Genomic DNA, 16,498 nt, shown 5'->3' with positions numbered 1-16,498 from the left:
AGCTCAGTTAACAGCCAACAGTTAATAGTCAACAGTTAACTGCTGAATCAATCCAAAAAGCGTGGCGTCAAGCAGTACGGACAATCCAGCATCTCCGGCTTCAATTCCGCCCGACAAGTTTTGCAGGTAAGTCCCTGCTTGCGTTTGGCTTTCATTTCCGCCTCCAGCCCCGAGTCAGTAAACGTCACCCGCTCGACTTCTTCAAAGGTAGTCGCGCCTTCCCGCACCAACTGCAAGCTGTAAGCCAACAACGTTTTCATCCCTTCTTCTACTGCCGCTTCCTTAATTTGCTCTGTGGGAGCTCCTTGAGTGATCAGAGTTTGAAGCCGCTCCGTATTTTTCAGGAACTCGTAAACCCCTACCCGTCCTTTGTAGCCTAGGCCGCTGCACTTGCGACAAAGTTGCTCGCGTTCTGCCAGTTCCTTCCTTTCCTCCACCGGTATGGTGTTGGCTTTGTAAACAGTCAGATCAATTTCTTGAGAAGCCGACAGACCGTACTTGCCGAGTTCTTCATTAGTAGGCTGGTAAGGAATGTAGCATTGGTCGCAAACGCGCCGCATCAGACGCTGAGCCAACACCCCCAACAGAGCGGCCGAAACCATGAACGGTTCTACGCCCATTTCGGCCAAACGCGCGACCGCCCCAGCCGCGTCGTTCGTGTGCAGCGTCGTCAGCACCAAGTGTCCCGTCAAAGCAGCTTCCAGAGCTGTTTTTGCCGTTTCCTTGTCCCGCGTTTCCCCCACCAGCATCACGTCAGGGTCTTGCCGCAAAAAGGCCCTCAGAATGTTGGAAAAAGTCAAGTCTTTTTCCCGAATTACTTGACATTGGGTAATTCCTGGTAAAGCATATTCGATCGGGTCTTCCGCCGTACTGATATTAACCCCCGGATCGTTGCGTTCCGCCAGAATCGAGTACAGAGTAGTTGACTTGCCCGAACCCGTCGGCCCCGTCACCAAAATCAGTCCGAACGGACGGCTAGCAGTCTCTCGCACTAAAGCCAGAGTTTCTTCATCGGAGATTAACAAACCCAAACCCAACTGAGTGCTGGAACTGTCCAAAATCCGCAGCACGATTTTTTCGCCGTACCGGGAAGGCAAGCTATTCACCCGGAAATCCACCGTGCGTCCCTCAAACACCCGGCGGATGCGGCCGTCTTGAGCTTGTCGGCGTTCGGCAATATCCAGGTTGGCAATAATCTTAAAACGAGCCGTAATCGATTGGACTACCTGTTTGGGAAACCGGAAATACTCTTGCAGCACCCCGTCTTTCCGCATCCGTATCCGCATAAACTCTTCTTGAGGTTCTACGTGGATGTCAGACACCTTTTCCGACAAAGCTTTAGCCAAAATGACGTTGACGGCCTTAATTACCGGAGCCGCCTCAGCATCGTCCAAGGTGTTAGCTAGGTCTTCTTGCTCGACCGTCTCCTCTTCTAGCGAGATTTCAAAATCTCCCTCCCCTAGCTCTAGCTTTTTCTGCTTTTCGGCTGCTGCTATTTTGGCTGCTATCTTAACTTGCTCGTCTTGATAAGCCGCAGTTATGTCCTGATAGTCGTCTGGCGTAATCACCCGTCGCTGTAAAGCCAAGCCGTGAGGCTGTAAAATCCGCCGCAAATCTTCTATGGCGTTGAGGTTGTCGGGATCTACCATTGCCACTAAAACCGCCGGAGGCTGAGTTTCAGTCTTCGCTACAGGTAAAAACCGACCTTGGTTACAAATGTCGATCGAAATCTTCAACCCATCGAGCATAACTCCGAGTTGCTCGTTAGACATTTCGCTCATCTCCGGGTCAAATGCTTCAACCCCGTAGACTATCTTGCGTTCAAACATCTGCTGCTTCTTGTAAAGCCGCAGCAATTCTGGGGGCAACGGCTGCCCGGTAAGTGCCTCTAATACCTCCGTCAACCGCTTGCCCGACTTCTGGCTTTCAATTTGAGCTTGCTTCAGTTGGTCGCCGTTGACGTAACCCGCCTGAATCATCTTGTTGAGAGCCGGAGTAAAATTGCTCAGAGCAACTATCGATGTGGAGCGAAGCCCCTGGGATGTGTTAGTCATAAAAAAGACTCATGCTTGTGGGAAACTCAGTCACTTTCGAGTGCTGAGAGGAAAACCAACGCGGGCTTTTAACCCCCGTATTCTTTGCTTGTGGATCAGCTATCATGTTCCTGCTCAATCCCTATCTGTTAAGTGTAAGCTCGCAGTCCCCTCTAAAGTTCGTCCACAAATTGACGAGACCTTCGAGGGATTTGCCGGTGCTGGCAATCAGATCTTGTTCCTTAAGTGCTGGCGTTGCTTACTTACCTGATTAACTTGCGGGATACTCTCGTTATAGCGTCAGGACACATCACTTGGGGATTGCCCGTACCGCGAGAGAAAAGCGGGGCGGGGTGTGTCGCCGTACCACGCTCATTCTATTTTCCCAAATTGTTTGCTCAAAATACAGCGCCCGTGGTGGCGCGGTTAGCTTTACTAGGTTAAAGATGAGCTATGTTGTGTGATGATAGCTTGTACCAAAATTAATGGGTCTAAAGCCTCCCCCTTCCAGGGGAACTTTTTCGGATGGGCAAACCGTTGAAAATCCCCGTCATTTGAGGAAGTCCGAGAAAGCGCTTAAAAGCCTTAATCGTAGACTTTCTAAAACTCAGAAAGGCTCTAAAAACAGAGAAGCGGCGAGCAATCGCTTGAGTCGAAAACACCTCAAGGTAATTCGGCAGCGTCAAGACTTTGCCGTGAAGAAGACCTTGTGCGTCATCCAGTCTAACGACTTGGTCGCCTAGGAGGACTTGCAGGTGCCGAACACGGTCAGAAACAGAAACTTTCCAAGTCTATTTCCGATGCTGCATGGTCTACTTTGGGCCAATGGCTGGAATATTTTGTTAAGGTGTTCGGCGCGGTAACGGTTGCCGTTCCACCACACTACAGAGCGTCAAGATTGTTCCAACTGTGGGGCAAAAGTCAAAAAGTCGTTGAGTGCGAGAACTCCTAAATGTCATCATTGTGGGTTTGTATTAGACCGAGACTGGAACGCGGCAATCAACATACTGGAATTAGCACTACGTACCGTGGGGCACGCGGGAACTAACGCCTTTGCGAGACATCGACAAGAGCATTGGTGAGGCAACTCCTCAATGCAAGCCGAGTCGTGGCAAGAGGAAACCCAAGAAGTAATTCTGGGAATCACCGTGGCATCAGCGGGCGTGAGGATGTCAAACAAGCACACAACTAACTACTTAGTCACTCTATACAAATTCCTGTTTCTCCCGAGTTGAGAAACGCAGCAAATTGTCAAAAATGCCAGGGTCAGCTTGCGACTAAAACAGCCAGACCGATGATAACTTTAAGTCACTATCGTTTTAAGCAAACGTTGAAGCATCAAGCCTCCTAATGGGGAAAGGTTTTAGTAGACGTAACAGCAGAATATACTTATAAAAATTGTTATAAATGCGATCGCGTTAATCGAAAATTAGGAAGCCACAAACCTTGGGTGGTCGCCGACAGCAGTCATACTATAGATAAATATCTAAACTGCCCTTTGAATATTTTATTGAAAGCTTTGAGAAATGCCTCCACATCACGCGAGATTTACTGTTTTCACATTGTGCCATAGACACTAAATTCGAGCGATCTAGATTTACCGGGTTAAATGTATCTGCTAGAATTGATAGGGTTCTGTCGCGCAGCTTTTGTCAGGAACCTCAGCCTAAAGGCATGAGGCTTGAAGGAAAAATCTAACAAGCCGTTCCCCGGCGGCTGAGCGTCTTAACTGACTCGGTTTTTTGAGTCACGACACCCGCGCCAAGGCGTAGCTAGTCATGAGCTCTGTCGCCCGTGAGTTAAACAGTTCGGTATGTCACGCTCAACAGTGCTTTCAACAGGAGCCGCGCTCACTAAACAAAGGCACAAAGCTAACTTTACTCCGAAAAGAGATTGAGGCAACCATACCTCACCTCTGGGGCAACCATACCCCTCCACCCGGCGAGGGGATTCAATTCAACGTAAAGCCGTCCTAAGAGGACGGGGTTTCAAACCCATAGTTCTGATGATTGACGACGAAAAACAGCAAGATCAAGATCCTAACTCAACTGGGGAAACCCCAGAGGGTTCGCCGGCAAGCGAAAATCCGCCGGCACCAGAAAACTCGAACGGAGCGGCAGATTGGGAGCTCGAACTGGCTCGAGCTTATCAAAGTGCTCAGGACGATCGCTCGCCAGCAAACGCATCCGGGCCTGCAGTCACCGGCAGTTCAACCAACAGTCCGACAGCAGAGGCGGCGGAGTCTTGGAAGAGGGAACTGGCCCAGGCAAACGATGAAAAAGAGGCTTTAAAAACTCAGTTGCAAGCGGCATCGGCTCAACTAGAAGAGCTGAAAAATCAAAATCTCCGCCTAGCTGCCGATTTTGAGAACTTCCGCAGGCGCACCCAAAAGGAAAAAGAAGAGCTAGATTTACAGGCAAGGTGTCTGACAATCAAACCCCTGTTGCCGGTAATTGACAATTTCGAGCGCGCTCGATCGCACATCAAGCCGCAAACCGATGGCGAAATGAACATTCACAAAAGCTACCAAAGCGTTTACAAGCAAATGGTAGACAGCCTCAAGCAAATCGGGGTTTCTCCGATGCGCCCCGAAGGCGAACAGTTTGACCCCAACCTCCACGAAGCTCTGCTAAGCGAGCCAACTGACGAACACGAGGAAGGAACAATTATCCAAGAACTAGAACGCGGCTACATTCTGGGCGATCGCGTGTTGCGGCACGCCAAAGTGAAAGTTGCAGCGGCTGGGCTATCTGTGGTAGCCTCAGATGAAAATCCCGATAGTTCGGAAAGTTAATCGGGATACAAACTACTGCATTCCTCAAAGTCACTGACCCCCGAATTCTATTCGGGGGCCATAAGGCGGAAAACTCACCAACTTCTTAATTGATGACTAAAAGCAGGTCAGCGCTTTTGCAAAAAATTATGAAAAATGTTTTTACCCGTCTTTGATATTGCCTGATTGAGATCAAGTTTATTTCCTACAAATCTGGTCTGGTGATGCTTGTTTGAACAAGCTGAGTCGTTTTTCCTCCCCCAACCTGTAGTTGGAGGTTTACAAACATCCCACAAAGTTTTATGAGGCGCTATGGGAAAAATTATTGGAATTGACTTAGGCACGACTAACAGTTGCGTAGCTGTGTTAGAGGGCGGTAAACCCGTCGTGATCGCCAATTCCGAGGGCGGCCGCACAACTCCGAGTATAGTAGGATTTGGCAAGGGGGGCGATCGCTTAGTAGGTCAATTGGCCAAGCGGCAAGCTGTAACTAATGCTGTAAATACTGTCTACAGCATCAAACGATTTATCGGACGGCGGTGGGACGACACGGAAGAAGAACGGTCCCGGACTCCCTATACCTGCATAAAAGGCAAAGACGACACCGTTAACGTCCAAATTAGGAACAAGGTTCACACTCCCCAGGAAATCTCGGCAATGGTACTCCAAAAGCTCAAGCAAGATGCTGAAGCTTATTTGGGACAAACTGTTACGCAAGCCGTGATTACAGTGCCAGCCTACTTCACAGATGCCCAGCGGCAAGCTACTAAAGACGCCGGTACGATCGCCGGCCTAGAAGTCCTGCGCATCGTCAACGAACCGACGGCTGCAGCCCTGTCCTACGGGCTGGACAAGCAAAATATAGAACAGAAAATCTTGGTTTTTGACCTCGGCGGCGGTACTTTCGACGTTTCGATCCTGCAACTGGGAGACGGAATTTTTGAAGTCAACGCTACCGCCGGTAACAACCATCTCGGAGGAGATGACTTTGACGACTGTATAGTCCAGTGGCTGGTAGAAGCTTTCCTGACTCAAGAAGGCGCTGACCTCTCACAAGACAAAATGGCCTTGCAGCGCCTCCGAGAAGCAGCGGAAAAGGCGAAAATCGAACTCTCGAACCGGGAGTCCACCTCAATCAATTTGCCCTTCATCTACACTGACGAAAAAGGGCCCAAGCATCTGGAAACGGAACTCACCAAAGCTAAGTTTGAATCACTGGTGGGTCATTTGGTGCAGGCGACGATCGATCCGGTGACTCAAGCGCTCAAAGACGCAAGTTTGACCCCGAAAGATATAGACAGAATTATTTTAGTGGGAGGCTCAACCCGGATTCCGGCAGTTCAACAGGCAATTAGCAAGTATTTTGGGGGCGTTTCTCCCGATAAATCCGTCAATCCCGACGAAGCTGTAGCCGTAGGCGCGGCAATTCAAGCCGGGGTGTTGGGCGGTGAGGTCAAAGATTTGCTGCTGCTGGACGTGACGCCGCTCTCCCTGGGACTCGAAACCTTGGGCGGGGTGTTCACCAAAGTAATCGAGCGCAATACAACTATTCCCACCAGCCGATCGCAAATGTACAGCACGGCGGCAGACGGGCAAACCTCGGTAGAAATTCACGTCCTCCAAGGCGAGCGGGCATTGGTTAAAGACAATAAAAGTCTCGGCAAGTTCCTGCTCAAAGGCATTCCCCCAGCCCCCCGCGGCGTACCTCAAATCGAAGTTACCTTTGAAATCGATGCCAACGGGATTCTCAAAGTGGCCGCTGAAGACAAGGGAACCGGAAAAGAACAAAGCATCCAAATTTCCAATACAGGGGGATTGAGCGAAACCGAAGTCGAGCGGATGCGGCAAGAAGCCGAACTTTACGCCGACGAGGACATGAAGCGCGCTCAACTCGTCGAACTCAAAAATCAAGCTGACACCCTGGTCTATAATTGTGGTGTAACTTTAAAAACCAACGCCCAACTGCTGAGCGACGACCTCAAGGCCGAAGCCCAAACAGCAGCAGCAGCCTTGCGGGAGGCGATGGCTAACCCCGAGATCACAGTTGAGGAACTCACGCCCGCAATCGAATCTTTCAAGCAACTGCTTTACTCCCTGGGGACAGCAGTCTATTCCCTGCCCCGCAGCGGGGTAGCCCCGTCAGAAGCAGCGGTTGAAAGCGAGATGATGTCAGAAGTAGAATCAGAACTAGAAGAGGTGGCAGCTACCTCGGACAGCATTTTGCAGACAGAAGAGCTGCTGGTAGCGCCCCAAGCGCAGCCGGAACCAAAGCCAGAACCAAAGCCGGAACCAAAGCCGGATAGACAGTCAAAACGACAGCCAAATCCACCGCCAAATCCACCGCCAAATCCACCGTCAAAACAAAAACCGAAGGTTCCGGAACCAGAAGTTGATGATATGAATCCTTTCCTTTAAAACAGAAAAGCTAAAAATTAAAAGTTAAAAATTAACAATGAGAATTTTTAATTTTTAATCGGTAATTTTAGGAAAGGTTGCCCGTTTCTTTTTCGTACACTTTTTGTTATTTACCTCCAGGCAAGCAGCTCTATGGCCGGTGATTACTATGAAATATTAGGCGTTTCTCGCAGCGCAGACAAAGAAGAAATTAAGCGTGCTTACCGCCGCCTAGCTCGCAAGTACCATCCAGATGTCAACAAAACAGATGGTGCCGAGGAGCGGTTTAAAGAAATTAACCGCGCCTACGAGGTACTCTCAGAACCGGAAACCCGCGCCCGTTACGACCGTTTCGGTGAAGCAGGCGTGAGCGGTGCGGCTCCGGGCTTCCAAGACTTCGGGGACAGCTTTGCCGATATTTTTGAAAGCTTCTTTCAGGGTTTTCAGGGCCCGGGGGGCGGTCAACAACAAGGTCGCAGACGCAGCGGACCGGTGCGCGGAGACGATTTGCGCCTAGACTTGCGGCTGGAGTTTCGCGAAGCAGTGTTCGGTGGGGAAAAAGAACTCCGCATCAAGCACCTAGAAACCTGCGAAACTTGCACGGGGACCGGCGCCAAACCGGGAACCAGACCCCAAACCTGCTCGACTTGTACCGGCAGCGGTCAAGTCCGACGCGCTACCCGCACTCCTTTTGGCAGCTTTACTCAAGTTTCAGTTTGCCCCAGTTGCAACGGCACCGGGCAAGTGATTGAGGAAAAGTGCGAAACTTGCGGCGGCCGGGGTCAGAAAGAAGTGATGAAAAAGCTGAAAATCACAATTCCGGCTGGGGTTGACAACGGTACTCGCTTGCGCGTGTCCAATGAAGGGGATGCCGGCAAACTGGGCGGCCCGCCCGGCGATCTTTACGTGTTCTTGGCTGTGAATGAAGACCCCCTATTTAAGCGGGACGGCACTAACGTTAACTCGGAAGTTAAGATTAGTTATTTGCAAGCAATTTTGGGGTGCCGGTTGGAAGTGGAAACCGTAGACGGGCCGACGGAATTGTTGATTCCTAGCGGAACTCAGGCGAATACTGTTCTGACTTTGGAGAAAAAAGGGGTGCCTCGGTTGGGAAATCCAGTCAGTCGCGGCGATCATTTGGTTACGGTGTCTATTGACATTCCCACTAAGGTGACTGCTGAGGAACGGGAGTTGCTGATGCAGCTTGCTAAACTGAAGGGCGATCGTACTGGTAAAGGCGGTTTGGAAGGATTTCTGGGCAATTTGTTTCAGAAATAAGCAATTTTTGACACCCATGGGTGTCAAATTTTCCTGTTTGAGGATTCCCCGGCAATTTGTTTCAACAGCCGTTAAAAATTTGTGCGCAATTGCCCACAAAAATGGCAGGTGGGACGGTTCCGGGGCAATTTGTTTCAACAGCCGTCAAAAAATTGTGCACAAGTGCCCACAAAAATGGCAGGTGCGACGGTTCCGGGGCATTGGGTTTCAGTAGCGCTCAAAAAAGTGAGCGCAATTGCGCTCATTTTCTGCATAAAGAATAATAATCTGTGTCCAATTGGACACACAACTTCGAGAAAGAATAAAAATCTGTGTCCAATTGAACACAAAATTTTAGATTCTCCAGTTTCCAGGCAACTTGTTTAACAAGCTCAGCAACAACATGAATGCCCCCACACCGATTTTATCCGGTCAATCAGGCGTAAAATCGGTAGCAGGTATAGATTTATAGATTGGCAATTCTGTGTTAAACTGGATTGCATGACTCTGATCGTGAACTACTGCTACCGAATTTATCCCGACGCCAGCCAAGAAGAAACGATGCTTCATTGGTTGGAAATTTCACGCAAGGTTTATAACTACGCTTTGCGAGAAATCAAAGATTGGGTCAATTCGCGTAAATGTAGTTTAGACTATTGTTCGCTGGAGAGAGAATACATCATTCCAGCCGACAAGCCATTCCCTACCTATTACGCTCAACAGAATGAACTTCCCAAAGCGAAGAAAAAGTTCCCGTTGTTGGGCGAAGCCCCTTCTCAAGTTCTGCAAACTACTATTCGTAGATTGCATGATGCTTGGAATTATTTTCAGTCGCGGGGGTTTGGCTTTCCTCGCTTCAAGAAGTTTGGACAAATCAAGTCCATGCTGTTTCCTCAATTCAAAACCAATCCTATTACGGGATGGCAGATAAGCTTGCCCAAACTTGGGAAGATGCCTATCAACTTGCATCGACCTATCCCAGAGGGGTTTGTGGTTAAGCAAGCACGGATATTGAGGAAAGCTGATAGGTGGTTCGTTGTAGTAACAATTGAGTCTGATGTGTCGATACCTGACGCTCAACCGCATGGAGATGCGCTGGGTATCGATTTGGGATTGTCTAAGTTTTTGACAACCTCGGATAAAGAGTTTATTGCTAGACCCCGATTCCTGACATCCTTGTACCGCAAGCTGGAATTGCTGCAACGTAAGTATGCCAGAACGAAAAAGGGTTCTAAGAACCGTGAGAAAGCTCGAATCAAGGTTGCCAGATTCCACAACCACATTGCGCTAGTTCGGAAGGATTGGCAATTCAAACTGGCTAACCATCTGTGTACCAAGGAAGGTATTGGGATGGTCTTTGTTGAGGACTTGAACTTGAAAGCGATGTCTAGGGGGATGTTGAGAAAACATACCTTGGATGCTGATGAAGGTCAATTTCTCAATCTGTTGGAGTGGGTGGCCAAGAAGCATCAAATCTATTTTTGTCGCGTCAATCCAGATGGAACGTCTCAAACTTGCCCTAAGTGCAACACACATACGGGTAAAAAAGAGCTTTCCGAACGAGTTCATAAATGTGGTGAGTGCGGATATCAAACCGATAGAGATCACGCAGCATCCGAAGTTATTAGGTTGCGTGGTTTAGAACTCATTAGTACGCAAGGACTTTGCGGAATAGAAAATGCCTATGCAGTCGGTCTGCCGGGGATTGATGAAAGTCAGTCAAGGTCAGAGGCGAAAACCCGCAAGGGAAGAACTAGGAAATCTTCCAACAGTGATGTTGGGAAGCCCATACCATAATCTTTGATTGGGTGTGGGAGGATGTCACAAAACTCAGGCTTTCAGGATTTGAGATTGCACAAAGCATTATGAATTCAACATCTAAAATTGAAAATCCCAAATCCCCAGATGCCCAAATCGACCTGCGGGGCACTCCCTGTCCTCTCAATTTTGTCCGCACTAAACTGCGCTTGGAGCAAATGGCACCGGGTGCTGTTTTGGAGGTGTGGCTAGACCCTGGAGAGCCGATCGAACAAGTACCCGATAGTCTCAAAATGGAAGGCTACCAGATTCTCGAAACGCAATTTGTCGCGGATGAGCCGGAGTCGGGCTTTTTTGCAATGAAAGTGCAGCGCCCAGAACACCAGGAAGCAGGATGAGCCTGAATTCGCCCTCCATTGTCGGTACTGTAATTGCTGTTCAGGCTAACTTCTACCAAGTGAGGTTAGATCCCCCAGTCTCGATTAACGGGAAAAATGCTCCCCTCGCTGATTCTCCGACTCTCCTGTGCACTCGTCGCACTCGACTCAAAAAAATTGGCCAACAGGTGATGGTGGGCGATCGCGTGGTGGTAGACGAACCCGACTGGACTGACCGCCGGGGTGCAATTTCTCAAGTCTTCCCGCGCCAAACAGAACTCAACCGTCCGCCTGTAGCTAATGCCGATCGCATTCTCCTGGTTTTTGCCCTCGCCGAACCCGACTTAGACCCCGCATCATTAACTCGGTTTTTAGTCAAGGCAGAATCTACAGGTTTAGAGGTGAGTTTGTGCCTCAACAAATGCGATTTGGTCACGCCCCAAGAGTTGGAACAGTGGCGCGATCGGCTTTCAGGCTGGGGCTACGAACCAATGTTTATTAGCGTCCGCAGCGGCGCAGGAGTCCAGGAAGCCAGCGAAGAAAGTAAAAATGAAGTTTCTGCATCAAAACCAGCTTTCCATGACTTAACGGAGAAAATAGAGCCATATAGCGTGACTTCTGAGGATGACCCAAAGGTTCCCACTTCGGTCTATCAGTTACATCCGTTAAAGTCGGTACATAGCCCGTTGCCGAACCTCCTTCTGCAGCACTTGCAAGGGAAAATAACGGTAATTTGTGGTCCTTCAGGGGTTGGCAAGTCCAGCTTGATCAACCAACTGATCCCGGCCCTGAATCTGCGAGTGAACGCTGTTTCCGGCAAACTCGGTCGCGGGCGCCACACCACTCGCCACGTAGAACTATTTGAACTCCCCGGTGGCGGACTTTTGGCAGATACTCCGGGCTTTAATCAGCCGGCTCTCGAATGCGACCCGTCCGAGTTAGCTCAATATTTCCCAGAAGCACGCCAGAGGCTGGCTTTGGGTAGCTGCCAGTTTAGCGACTGTTCGCACCGAGACGAGCCTAACTGTGTGGTGCGGGGCGGTTGGGAGCGCTACGATTATTACTTGAATTTTCTCTCCGAGGCGATCGTCCGCCAGCAACAAGAGCAAAACTCTAGTAGTGCGGAGGCGAGTTTGAAACAGCAAACCAAGTCGGATGGTACGCAGCAATACGAACCGAAGCTGCAAACTAAAAAGTATCGCCGCTCTTCCCGCCGCCTTCAACACCAGTCGCTGCAAGATATGTGTCAAGATTTAGACGAGTTGTGAGGAATTAGTCGATGGCGATCGGTCGATCGGCCCCGGAACACAGTACATTAATAGCTAAAATTAAATGGCCTTAAATTTGTTAAAAAAAGTACAACAGAAGCACAGCGAAGTCGGTTATGCAGGAGTAAAAATACTGTGAATATTCAAGAACTGTTTCAAAAAGGTGGGCCCGCCATGTGGCCCCTGTTAGTGTTATCTATTCTATCTTTGAGTACAATTATCGAGCGCTTGTGGTTTTGGGCAAGCCTCCTGAGCAAAGAAAAGCAAATAGTTAACCGCATTCTCGAGGCGGCTCGCAGCGATTGGGGGGCCGCTAGCGAGATTGCCAGACAAGCTAACCGACAGCCGATCGGGCGATTTCTATCTGCACCGCTGCGCCTGTACAATCCTGAACCAGACTTATTTCGACTCGCACTCGAAGCTGCAGCCGATGAAGAGTTGGCTTCGATGCGCCGCGGCGACAAAATCTTAGAAGCTGCGATCGCTCTAGCCCCTTTGCTGGGCTTGCTGGGAACAGTGTTGGGCTTGATTAACTCGCTCAGTTCTATCCGTCTGGGCGACATCGGGACCTCGGCAACAACTGGCGTAACTTTGGGGATTAGCGAGGCGCTGATCACGACTGCATCAGGGATGGTAGTAGCAATTTTTAGCTTGGCGTTTTATCGGATATTTCAAGCTTTTTTGTTCAACCAGGCAAAAATATTTCGCAAAGCTGGAAATGAACTCGAATTGCTTTACAGGCAATACTGGCCGACAGCTAATGCTAAGGGTCGATCGCCCGGTACTGAATACAGCAATTCTTCCTTTGGTTCCGATGGTTTGAACAGGCGTTCTCTCAATTCTCAAGAAGCGGCAGAACGGAACCGGGAGCCGAAATTGAAAGGTTCAGATCCGGCTGAAGATTCACCTTCTAATAATTAAAACTGCTGAGAACTGATGAAGATTAATCTAGATACTCCTGCGGAAGAGGCTCGGATTGAACTGGTGCCTTTAATTGACGTGATCTTTTGTATTCTGACGTTTTTTCTCCTGGCGGCTCTGCAACTGACTCGCCAGCAAGCAATTAATGTCGATTTGCCTAAGGCGAAGACGGGACAAACACAGATGCGAGAGATGCTGATTGTCAGCATTGACGATTTCGGGCAAACTTATATCGACCAATTGCCTGTGAACTACCAGCAGCTCGATCGAGTTTTAAAGAGTTTCCAAACCCAAAACCCTGCGGGGTTGATGGTGCTGTACGCTCCTCAAAATGCTAGATATGCCAAAGTTGTCGAGGTTTTAGACAAATTGAGAGAGGTAGGGGGCGATCGAGTGGCCCTAGCAACTCTTCCTAGTTCGGCTGCTCCCCCATTGCCCAATCCCTCGCTTCCGAATTCTGGCATTCCTGCGGCACCTGCGATCGGCAATTCCGGTCAACCTCTGCCATCTCCTCTGGCTCCGGGGCAGCAGCAGCTCAATCCCAATCAGTTTCCATCTCCTCTCCCGGCTCCTCGGCAGCAGGAGTTTAATCCGAATCAGCTTCAATCCCCTCTCCCCGCTCCTCGGCAGCCTAGCAACGTTGGGGTAAATCAGGGCATTCCTCCTGTTTCGCCTGCACCCGCTGCTCCCAATTCCCGACCTGGAGCGGCCACTGCACCCTAGGATGGCGGACCCTCGAATTAGTCAGAAGGAAGAAGGAACAAGGAAGAAGGAAGAAGGAAGAAGGAAGAACAGAGAAATATAAATTCTCCCCATCTCCCCATCTCCCAATCTGACCCCCTCCCTCTCTCCTCATTTCCCCCTCTCCCGCTCTCCCGATCTCCCCATCGGACACTGGCAGACAGAAGCTCTGCCCAATTTGGTATAAAGGGCTTCAATTCTTTTGGTTCGTACTGAGCCTTTTTTCTCTTGACAACTAGATACAGTTGTATATGCCTGCGGAAGGAACTTTTGCAGGCATTTCGCCATCTCTCTCCATAAGTAAGTTATTTCTTGGGACAGATGGTGATTTTGTCAAACGATTGTTACCTTTTGTAATATATACTAAAGCAAGATGGGCCATGGGGCATCCAGAAACCAACGGTCGATCGCTGAAACAACTTACAAATCTGGTTAATCCAGGTATTCACTTTTAAGTCACCTTTACTTACAGAGGAGTCAAAGTCATGAGCCAACCAGCAGAATTGTCTTTGGAGCAGCAATTTAGCCTGTGTTCCTTCAAAACACAGGTAAGTGACATGAGCCGCGAACAAGCTCAGGAGTTCTTGGTCAAGCTTTACGAGCAAATGATGCTTCGGGAAACCATGTACCGCCATTTTCTGAAACATCATTGGGGTCTAGAACCAAACCCAGGCGTTGAGTAGCAAAGAGTCGCAGTCGGCGACCTCTGTCTCTTACTCTCTTCCTCAGGTGGAAAGGAGTTGGGGGTGATGGGGCGTCACTCGAAGGCACAAGTAAGAGGGCTTGAGTTATCTACCAGAGAAGTCAGAAACAATAAAATCAAGGGTTTGTGCAATTAAGAACGTCATCGGGCGTCGGGTGTGGTTGCTATAGAAGGTAGAAAGCATCTGCACAGAGTCATTGTCTCGCCGGGAAAATTTGGGAGTTTTTTTCTTGATTAGCCTCAATTTGGGAAGTCGAGCGCAGCAATCTATTGAGCGCCACAGAAGGATATCGCAAAAATAATTGATCGCGGTTCGACTCAAAAGTTTAATAATTTTTGCTCGTAAGTGTGAAGTTTTTAACAAAATAAAATATTTGTCTTTAGTTACAGCGGATAAGGTTTCACAAGAGTGCGCTAGTCGGACATCTGAGCGGGATCTCCGACTAGCAAGACCTTCTATTTTCACATCAAACCCTAGAAGTCGCAGGTGGTAACTCTAGAAAAAGCTATTCTGACTGACGTTCCAAAGTAGCCTCCATCGTACTTGTCAAGTAATGACCAGACATGATGCCGCTAGAGTGATAGTAGCGGTTGTGATCGACGCGGTGGAGGGTATCAAAACCCGTGCGCCGTTGGCGTTCGTCTCCCAGTACCCAGTAACGCTGGACGATCGACTGGGGAGCAATCCAACCTTCGCCCTCGACCCGACCGAGTTCGCTGTGTTGGAGTACAAAAGTATACTGCCGTTCATCGCTGTTGAGGTGTCCTCGGTACTGCAAAATAATCTCTTCGCGATCGCCTCCAGGAAACACGAGCTTCGTCACCATACTGAACCAATCTGTTCGGTTCCAGCTCACTAAAGTTTTGCCTTTCACCGTAATTGGCACGCCATTGCGCTCAATCCAACTTCCTTCGAGCGTCCATTGGCCCGATTCCATTAAAAACGTGTGAGCCACAGTGCTGTTCCTATGCTTTTCCTGCTGGCTACAATGCTGGTGCAACAACGCACAGCCGTTGTCCCTAAGACTCTATGCTATCACGCCCAACTGTGCCAACACGAGTTAATTTCCCCTAAAAGTACCGGTGCCCGGGCACCTGTAACTTGAGGCAGATTGCCGGGAATACCCCGAACCCGCCATGCGGCTAAAACCGCGAAAGCGATCGCCTCTTTAAAATCTACACTCAAGCCTGCCTCAGAAGTAGTCAACACTTGCACTGGATGCAATTGAGATTGCAATCGGCGTTTTAAGTAGAGATTGTGGCTGCCGCCCCCGCACAGTAAAACTCGATCGGGCATAGCCGGTAAGAAAGTTTGGTAACTGTGAACGATCGAGGCAACAGTCAGTTCTGTCAGAGTAGCCAGTAGGTCAGCCGGACTGAGGTTGTAACCTTGGGCCTCGACCAAACACCGGTCAAAATAGTCTACACCAAATAACTCTCGCCCTGTAGATTTCGGCGGTGCTTGACGGAAGAACTCTTGCTGCAACCACTCCTCGACCAAAGCTTGACAGGGAGTTCCCGAGGCGGCCCAAGCTCCACCTTCGTCGATCGTCTTAGTGCCGCCACAGAAGTGCTGCACTGCCAAATCTAACAGTGAATTCGCCGGCCCTGTATCCCAGCCCAAGATGCCGTCCCCAAGAATCAAGATCTCCGACTCGTCCTTGTTTCCCCCCTTGGACCTGGCTGGAAGATAGGTAACATTGCCAATTCCGCCCAGATTTTGGATGCAGAGGCTTTTGTTGGGTTCCGCCAGCAGGCAGGCATCAACTATTGAGACTAAGGGTGCTCCTTGACCCCCTGCTGCAATGTCTGCCGATCGAAAGTTACTCACTGTAGTAATGCCTGTCAATTGCGCAATTAGCGCGCCCCGCCCGAGTTGCAAGCTGTAGCCCATGAACCCACTGGCGAGCTCTTTCTCGGCTTTCCTTGCTGGTCGGTGGTAGACGGTTTGACCGTGAGAGCCTATCAATTCTGCTCTATCATATTCTGCTTGAATTGTCAATGCCGCCGTAGCAAATTCTTGGGCGATGGCATCATCTAATTCGGCTAGTTCAGCCATTGATAAAGCTGAGCCGCTGCAAACCGAGAGAATTTGCGATCGCAAATTAGCAGGATAAGGGAAAGTCTTGCCGGCTACCAATTGCACTTTCAAGTCTGTTTGGGAACCGACCACATCCACCAAAGCAGCATCAATGCCATCCACCGACGTGCCGCTGATCAAACCGATAACGCGGGTCATTAAATTTTAGATTTTAGATTTTAGATTTTAGATT

The 16,498-nt window shown here is 49.5% G+C and carries 15 protein-coding genes; 12 read left to right on the top strand and 3 right to left on the bottom strand.

Annotated features, from left to right (window positions below; translation table 11 throughout):
• Positions 1 to 47 precede the first annotated feature (47 nt).
• Positions 48 to 2,054 carry a GspE/PulE family protein gene (locus tag QUB56_RS18805; protein WP_332957191.1) on the bottom strand — a complete coding sequence of 669 codons (2,007 nt, stop codon included), beginning with the start codon at positions 2,052 to 2,054 and terminating at the stop codon, positions 48 to 50.
• A 464-nt stretch (positions 2,055 to 2,518) separates the two neighbouring features.
• Between QUB56_RS18805 and QUB56_RS18800 the strand changes: the two genes are divergently transcribed.
• The 12 genes from QUB56_RS18800 to QUB56_RS18745 all read left to right on the top strand — a co-directional run bounded on the left by QUB56_RS18800 (position 2,519) and on the right by QUB56_RS18745 (position 14,205).
• Positions 2,519 to 2,776: a transposase gene (locus QUB56_RS18800; RefSeq protein WP_332957190.1), complete on the top strand. Its 258-nt coding sequence runs from the start codon at positions 2,519 to 2,521 to the stop codon at positions 2,774 to 2,776.
• Positions 2,777 to 2,899: 123 nt separating this feature from the next.
• Entirely contained in the window at positions 2,900 to 3,115 is a 216-nt protein-coding gene (locus QUB56_RS18795) for a zinc ribbon domain-containing protein (RefSeq protein WP_332957189.1), read from the top strand.
• Positions 3,116 to 4,038: 923 nt separating this feature from the next.
• Complete coding sequence (grpE, locus tag QUB56_RS18790) at positions 4,039 to 4,827, top strand: nucleotide exchange factor GrpE (protein WP_332957187.1); 789 nt, start codon at positions 4,039 to 4,041, stop codon at positions 4,825 to 4,827.
• Between the two features lie 291 nt (positions 4,828 to 5,118).
• On the top strand, positions 5,119 to 7,221 hold the full coding sequence (gene dnaK / locus QUB56_RS18785) for a molecular chaperone DnaK (protein WP_332957186.1): 2,103 nt from the start codon (positions 5,119 to 5,121) through the stop codon (positions 7,219 to 7,221).
• A gap of 132 nt (positions 7,222 to 7,353) precedes the next feature.
• Positions 7,354 to 8,478, top strand: a complete 1,125-nt coding sequence (gene dnaJ, locus QUB56_RS18780; protein WP_332957184.1) for a molecular chaperone DnaJ — start codon at positions 7,354 to 7,356, stop codon at positions 8,476 to 8,478.
• 480 nt (positions 8,479 to 8,958) lie between these two features.
• Complete coding sequence (locus QUB56_RS18775) at positions 8,959 to 10,254, top strand: transposase (RefSeq protein ID WP_332957182.1); 1,296 nt, start codon at positions 8,959 to 8,961, stop codon at positions 10,252 to 10,254.
• Between the two features lie 68 nt (positions 10,255 to 10,322).
• Positions 10,323 to 10,613, top strand: a complete 291-nt coding sequence (locus QUB56_RS18770; protein WP_332957181.1) for a sulfurtransferase TusA family protein — start codon at positions 10,323 to 10,325, stop codon at positions 10,611 to 10,613.
• Positions 10,610 to 11,860, top strand: a complete 1,251-nt coding sequence (gene rsgA, locus QUB56_RS18765) for a ribosome small subunit-dependent GTPase A (RefSeq protein WP_332957180.1) — start codon at positions 10,610 to 10,612, stop codon at positions 11,858 to 11,860. Before QUB56_RS18770 ends, rsgA begins: the two co-directional genes overlap by 4 nt.
• Before the next feature lie 135 nt (positions 11,861 to 11,995).
• Complete coding sequence (locus tag QUB56_RS18760) at positions 11,996 to 12,781, top strand: MotA/TolQ/ExbB proton channel family protein (RefSeq protein WP_332957179.1); 786 nt, start codon at positions 11,996 to 11,998, stop codon at positions 12,779 to 12,781.
• 15 nt (positions 12,782 to 12,796) lie between these two features.
• A complete protein-coding gene (locus QUB56_RS18755; protein WP_332957178.1) occupies positions 12,797 to 13,504 on the top strand; it encodes a biopolymer transporter ExbD in 708 nt (235 codons plus the stop codon).
• Between the two features lie 269 nt (positions 13,505 to 13,773).
• A complete protein-coding gene (locus QUB56_RS18750) occupies positions 13,774 to 13,977 on the top strand; it encodes a hypothetical protein (protein ID WP_332957176.1) in 204 nt (67 codons plus the stop codon).
• Positions 13,978 to 14,007: 30 nt separating this feature from the next.
• Positions 14,008 to 14,205 (top strand): NblA/ycf18 family protein, encoded by a 198-nt coding sequence (locus QUB56_RS18745; protein WP_006635253.1) that lies wholly within the window; start codon positions 14,008 to 14,010, stop codon positions 14,203 to 14,205.
• A 526-nt stretch (positions 14,206 to 14,731) separates the two neighbouring features.
• Here the strand turns inward: QUB56_RS18745 and QUB56_RS18740 are convergent.
• Together QUB56_RS18740 and QUB56_RS18735 are read right to left on the bottom strand one after the other, a co-directional pair.
• Complete coding sequence (locus QUB56_RS18740) at positions 14,732 to 15,181, bottom strand: hypothetical protein (RefSeq protein WP_172190924.1); 450 nt, start codon at positions 15,179 to 15,181, stop codon at positions 14,732 to 14,734.
• Between the two features lie 80 nt (positions 15,182 to 15,261).
• Entirely contained in the window at positions 15,262 to 16,464 is a 1,203-nt protein-coding gene (locus QUB56_RS18735) for an anhydro-N-acetylmuramic acid kinase (RefSeq protein ID WP_332957174.1), read from the bottom strand.
• Between the last annotated feature and the right edge of the window lie 34 nt (positions 16,465 to 16,498).

Source organism: Microcoleus sp. AR_TQ3_B6, assembly GCF_036702785.1.
GTDB lineage: Bacteria > Cyanobacteriota > Cyanobacteriia > Cyanobacteriales > Microcoleaceae > Microcoleus.
Note: the sequence above shows the minus strand (reverse complement) of the source record. Positions and strands in the feature narration are given on the sequence as shown.

Bases quoted from the DNA above. Each gene is read 5' to 3' on its own strand.
- QUB56_RS18805 (WP_332957191.1), bottom strand. From the start codon at position 2,054: ATGACTAACACATCCCAGGGGCTTCGCTCCACATCGATAGTTGCTCTG.
- QUB56_RS18800 (WP_332957190.1), top strand. From the start codon at position 2,519: ATGGGTCTAAAGCCTCCCCCTTCCAGGGGAACTTTTTCGGATGGGCAA.
- grpE (WP_332957187.1), top strand. From the start codon at position 4,039: ATGATTGACGACGAAAAACAGCAAGATCAAGATCCTAACTCAACTGGG.
- dnaK (WP_332957186.1), top strand. From the start codon at position 5,119: ATGGGAAAAATTATTGGAATTGACTTAGGCACGACTAACAGTTGCGTA.
- dnaJ (WP_332957184.1), top strand. From the start codon at position 7,354: ATGGCCGGTGATTACTATGAAATATTAGGCGTTTCTCGCAGCGCAGAC.
- QUB56_RS18775 (WP_332957182.1), top strand. From the start codon at position 8,959: ATGACTCTGATCGTGAACTACTGCTACCGAATTTATCCCGACGCCAGC.
- QUB56_RS18770 (WP_332957181.1), top strand. From the start codon at position 10,323: ATGAATTCAACATCTAAAATTGAAAATCCCAAATCCCCAGATGCCCAA.
- rsgA (WP_332957180.1), top strand. From the start codon at position 10,610: ATGAGCCTGAATTCGCCCTCCATTGTCGGTACTGTAATTGCTGTTCAG.
- QUB56_RS18755 (WP_332957178.1), top strand. From the start codon at position 12,797: ATGAAGATTAATCTAGATACTCCTGCGGAAGAGGCTCGGATTGAACTG.
- QUB56_RS18750 (WP_332957176.1), top strand. From the start codon at position 13,774: ATGCCTGCGGAAGGAACTTTTGCAGGCATTTCGCCATCTCTCTCCATA.
- QUB56_RS18745 (WP_006635253.1), top strand. From the start codon at position 14,008: ATGAGCCAACCAGCAGAATTGTCTTTGGAGCAGCAATTTAGCCTGTGT.
- QUB56_RS18735 (WP_332957174.1), bottom strand. From the start codon at position 16,464: ATGACCCGCGTTATCGGTTTGATCAGCGGCACGTCGGTGGATGGCATT.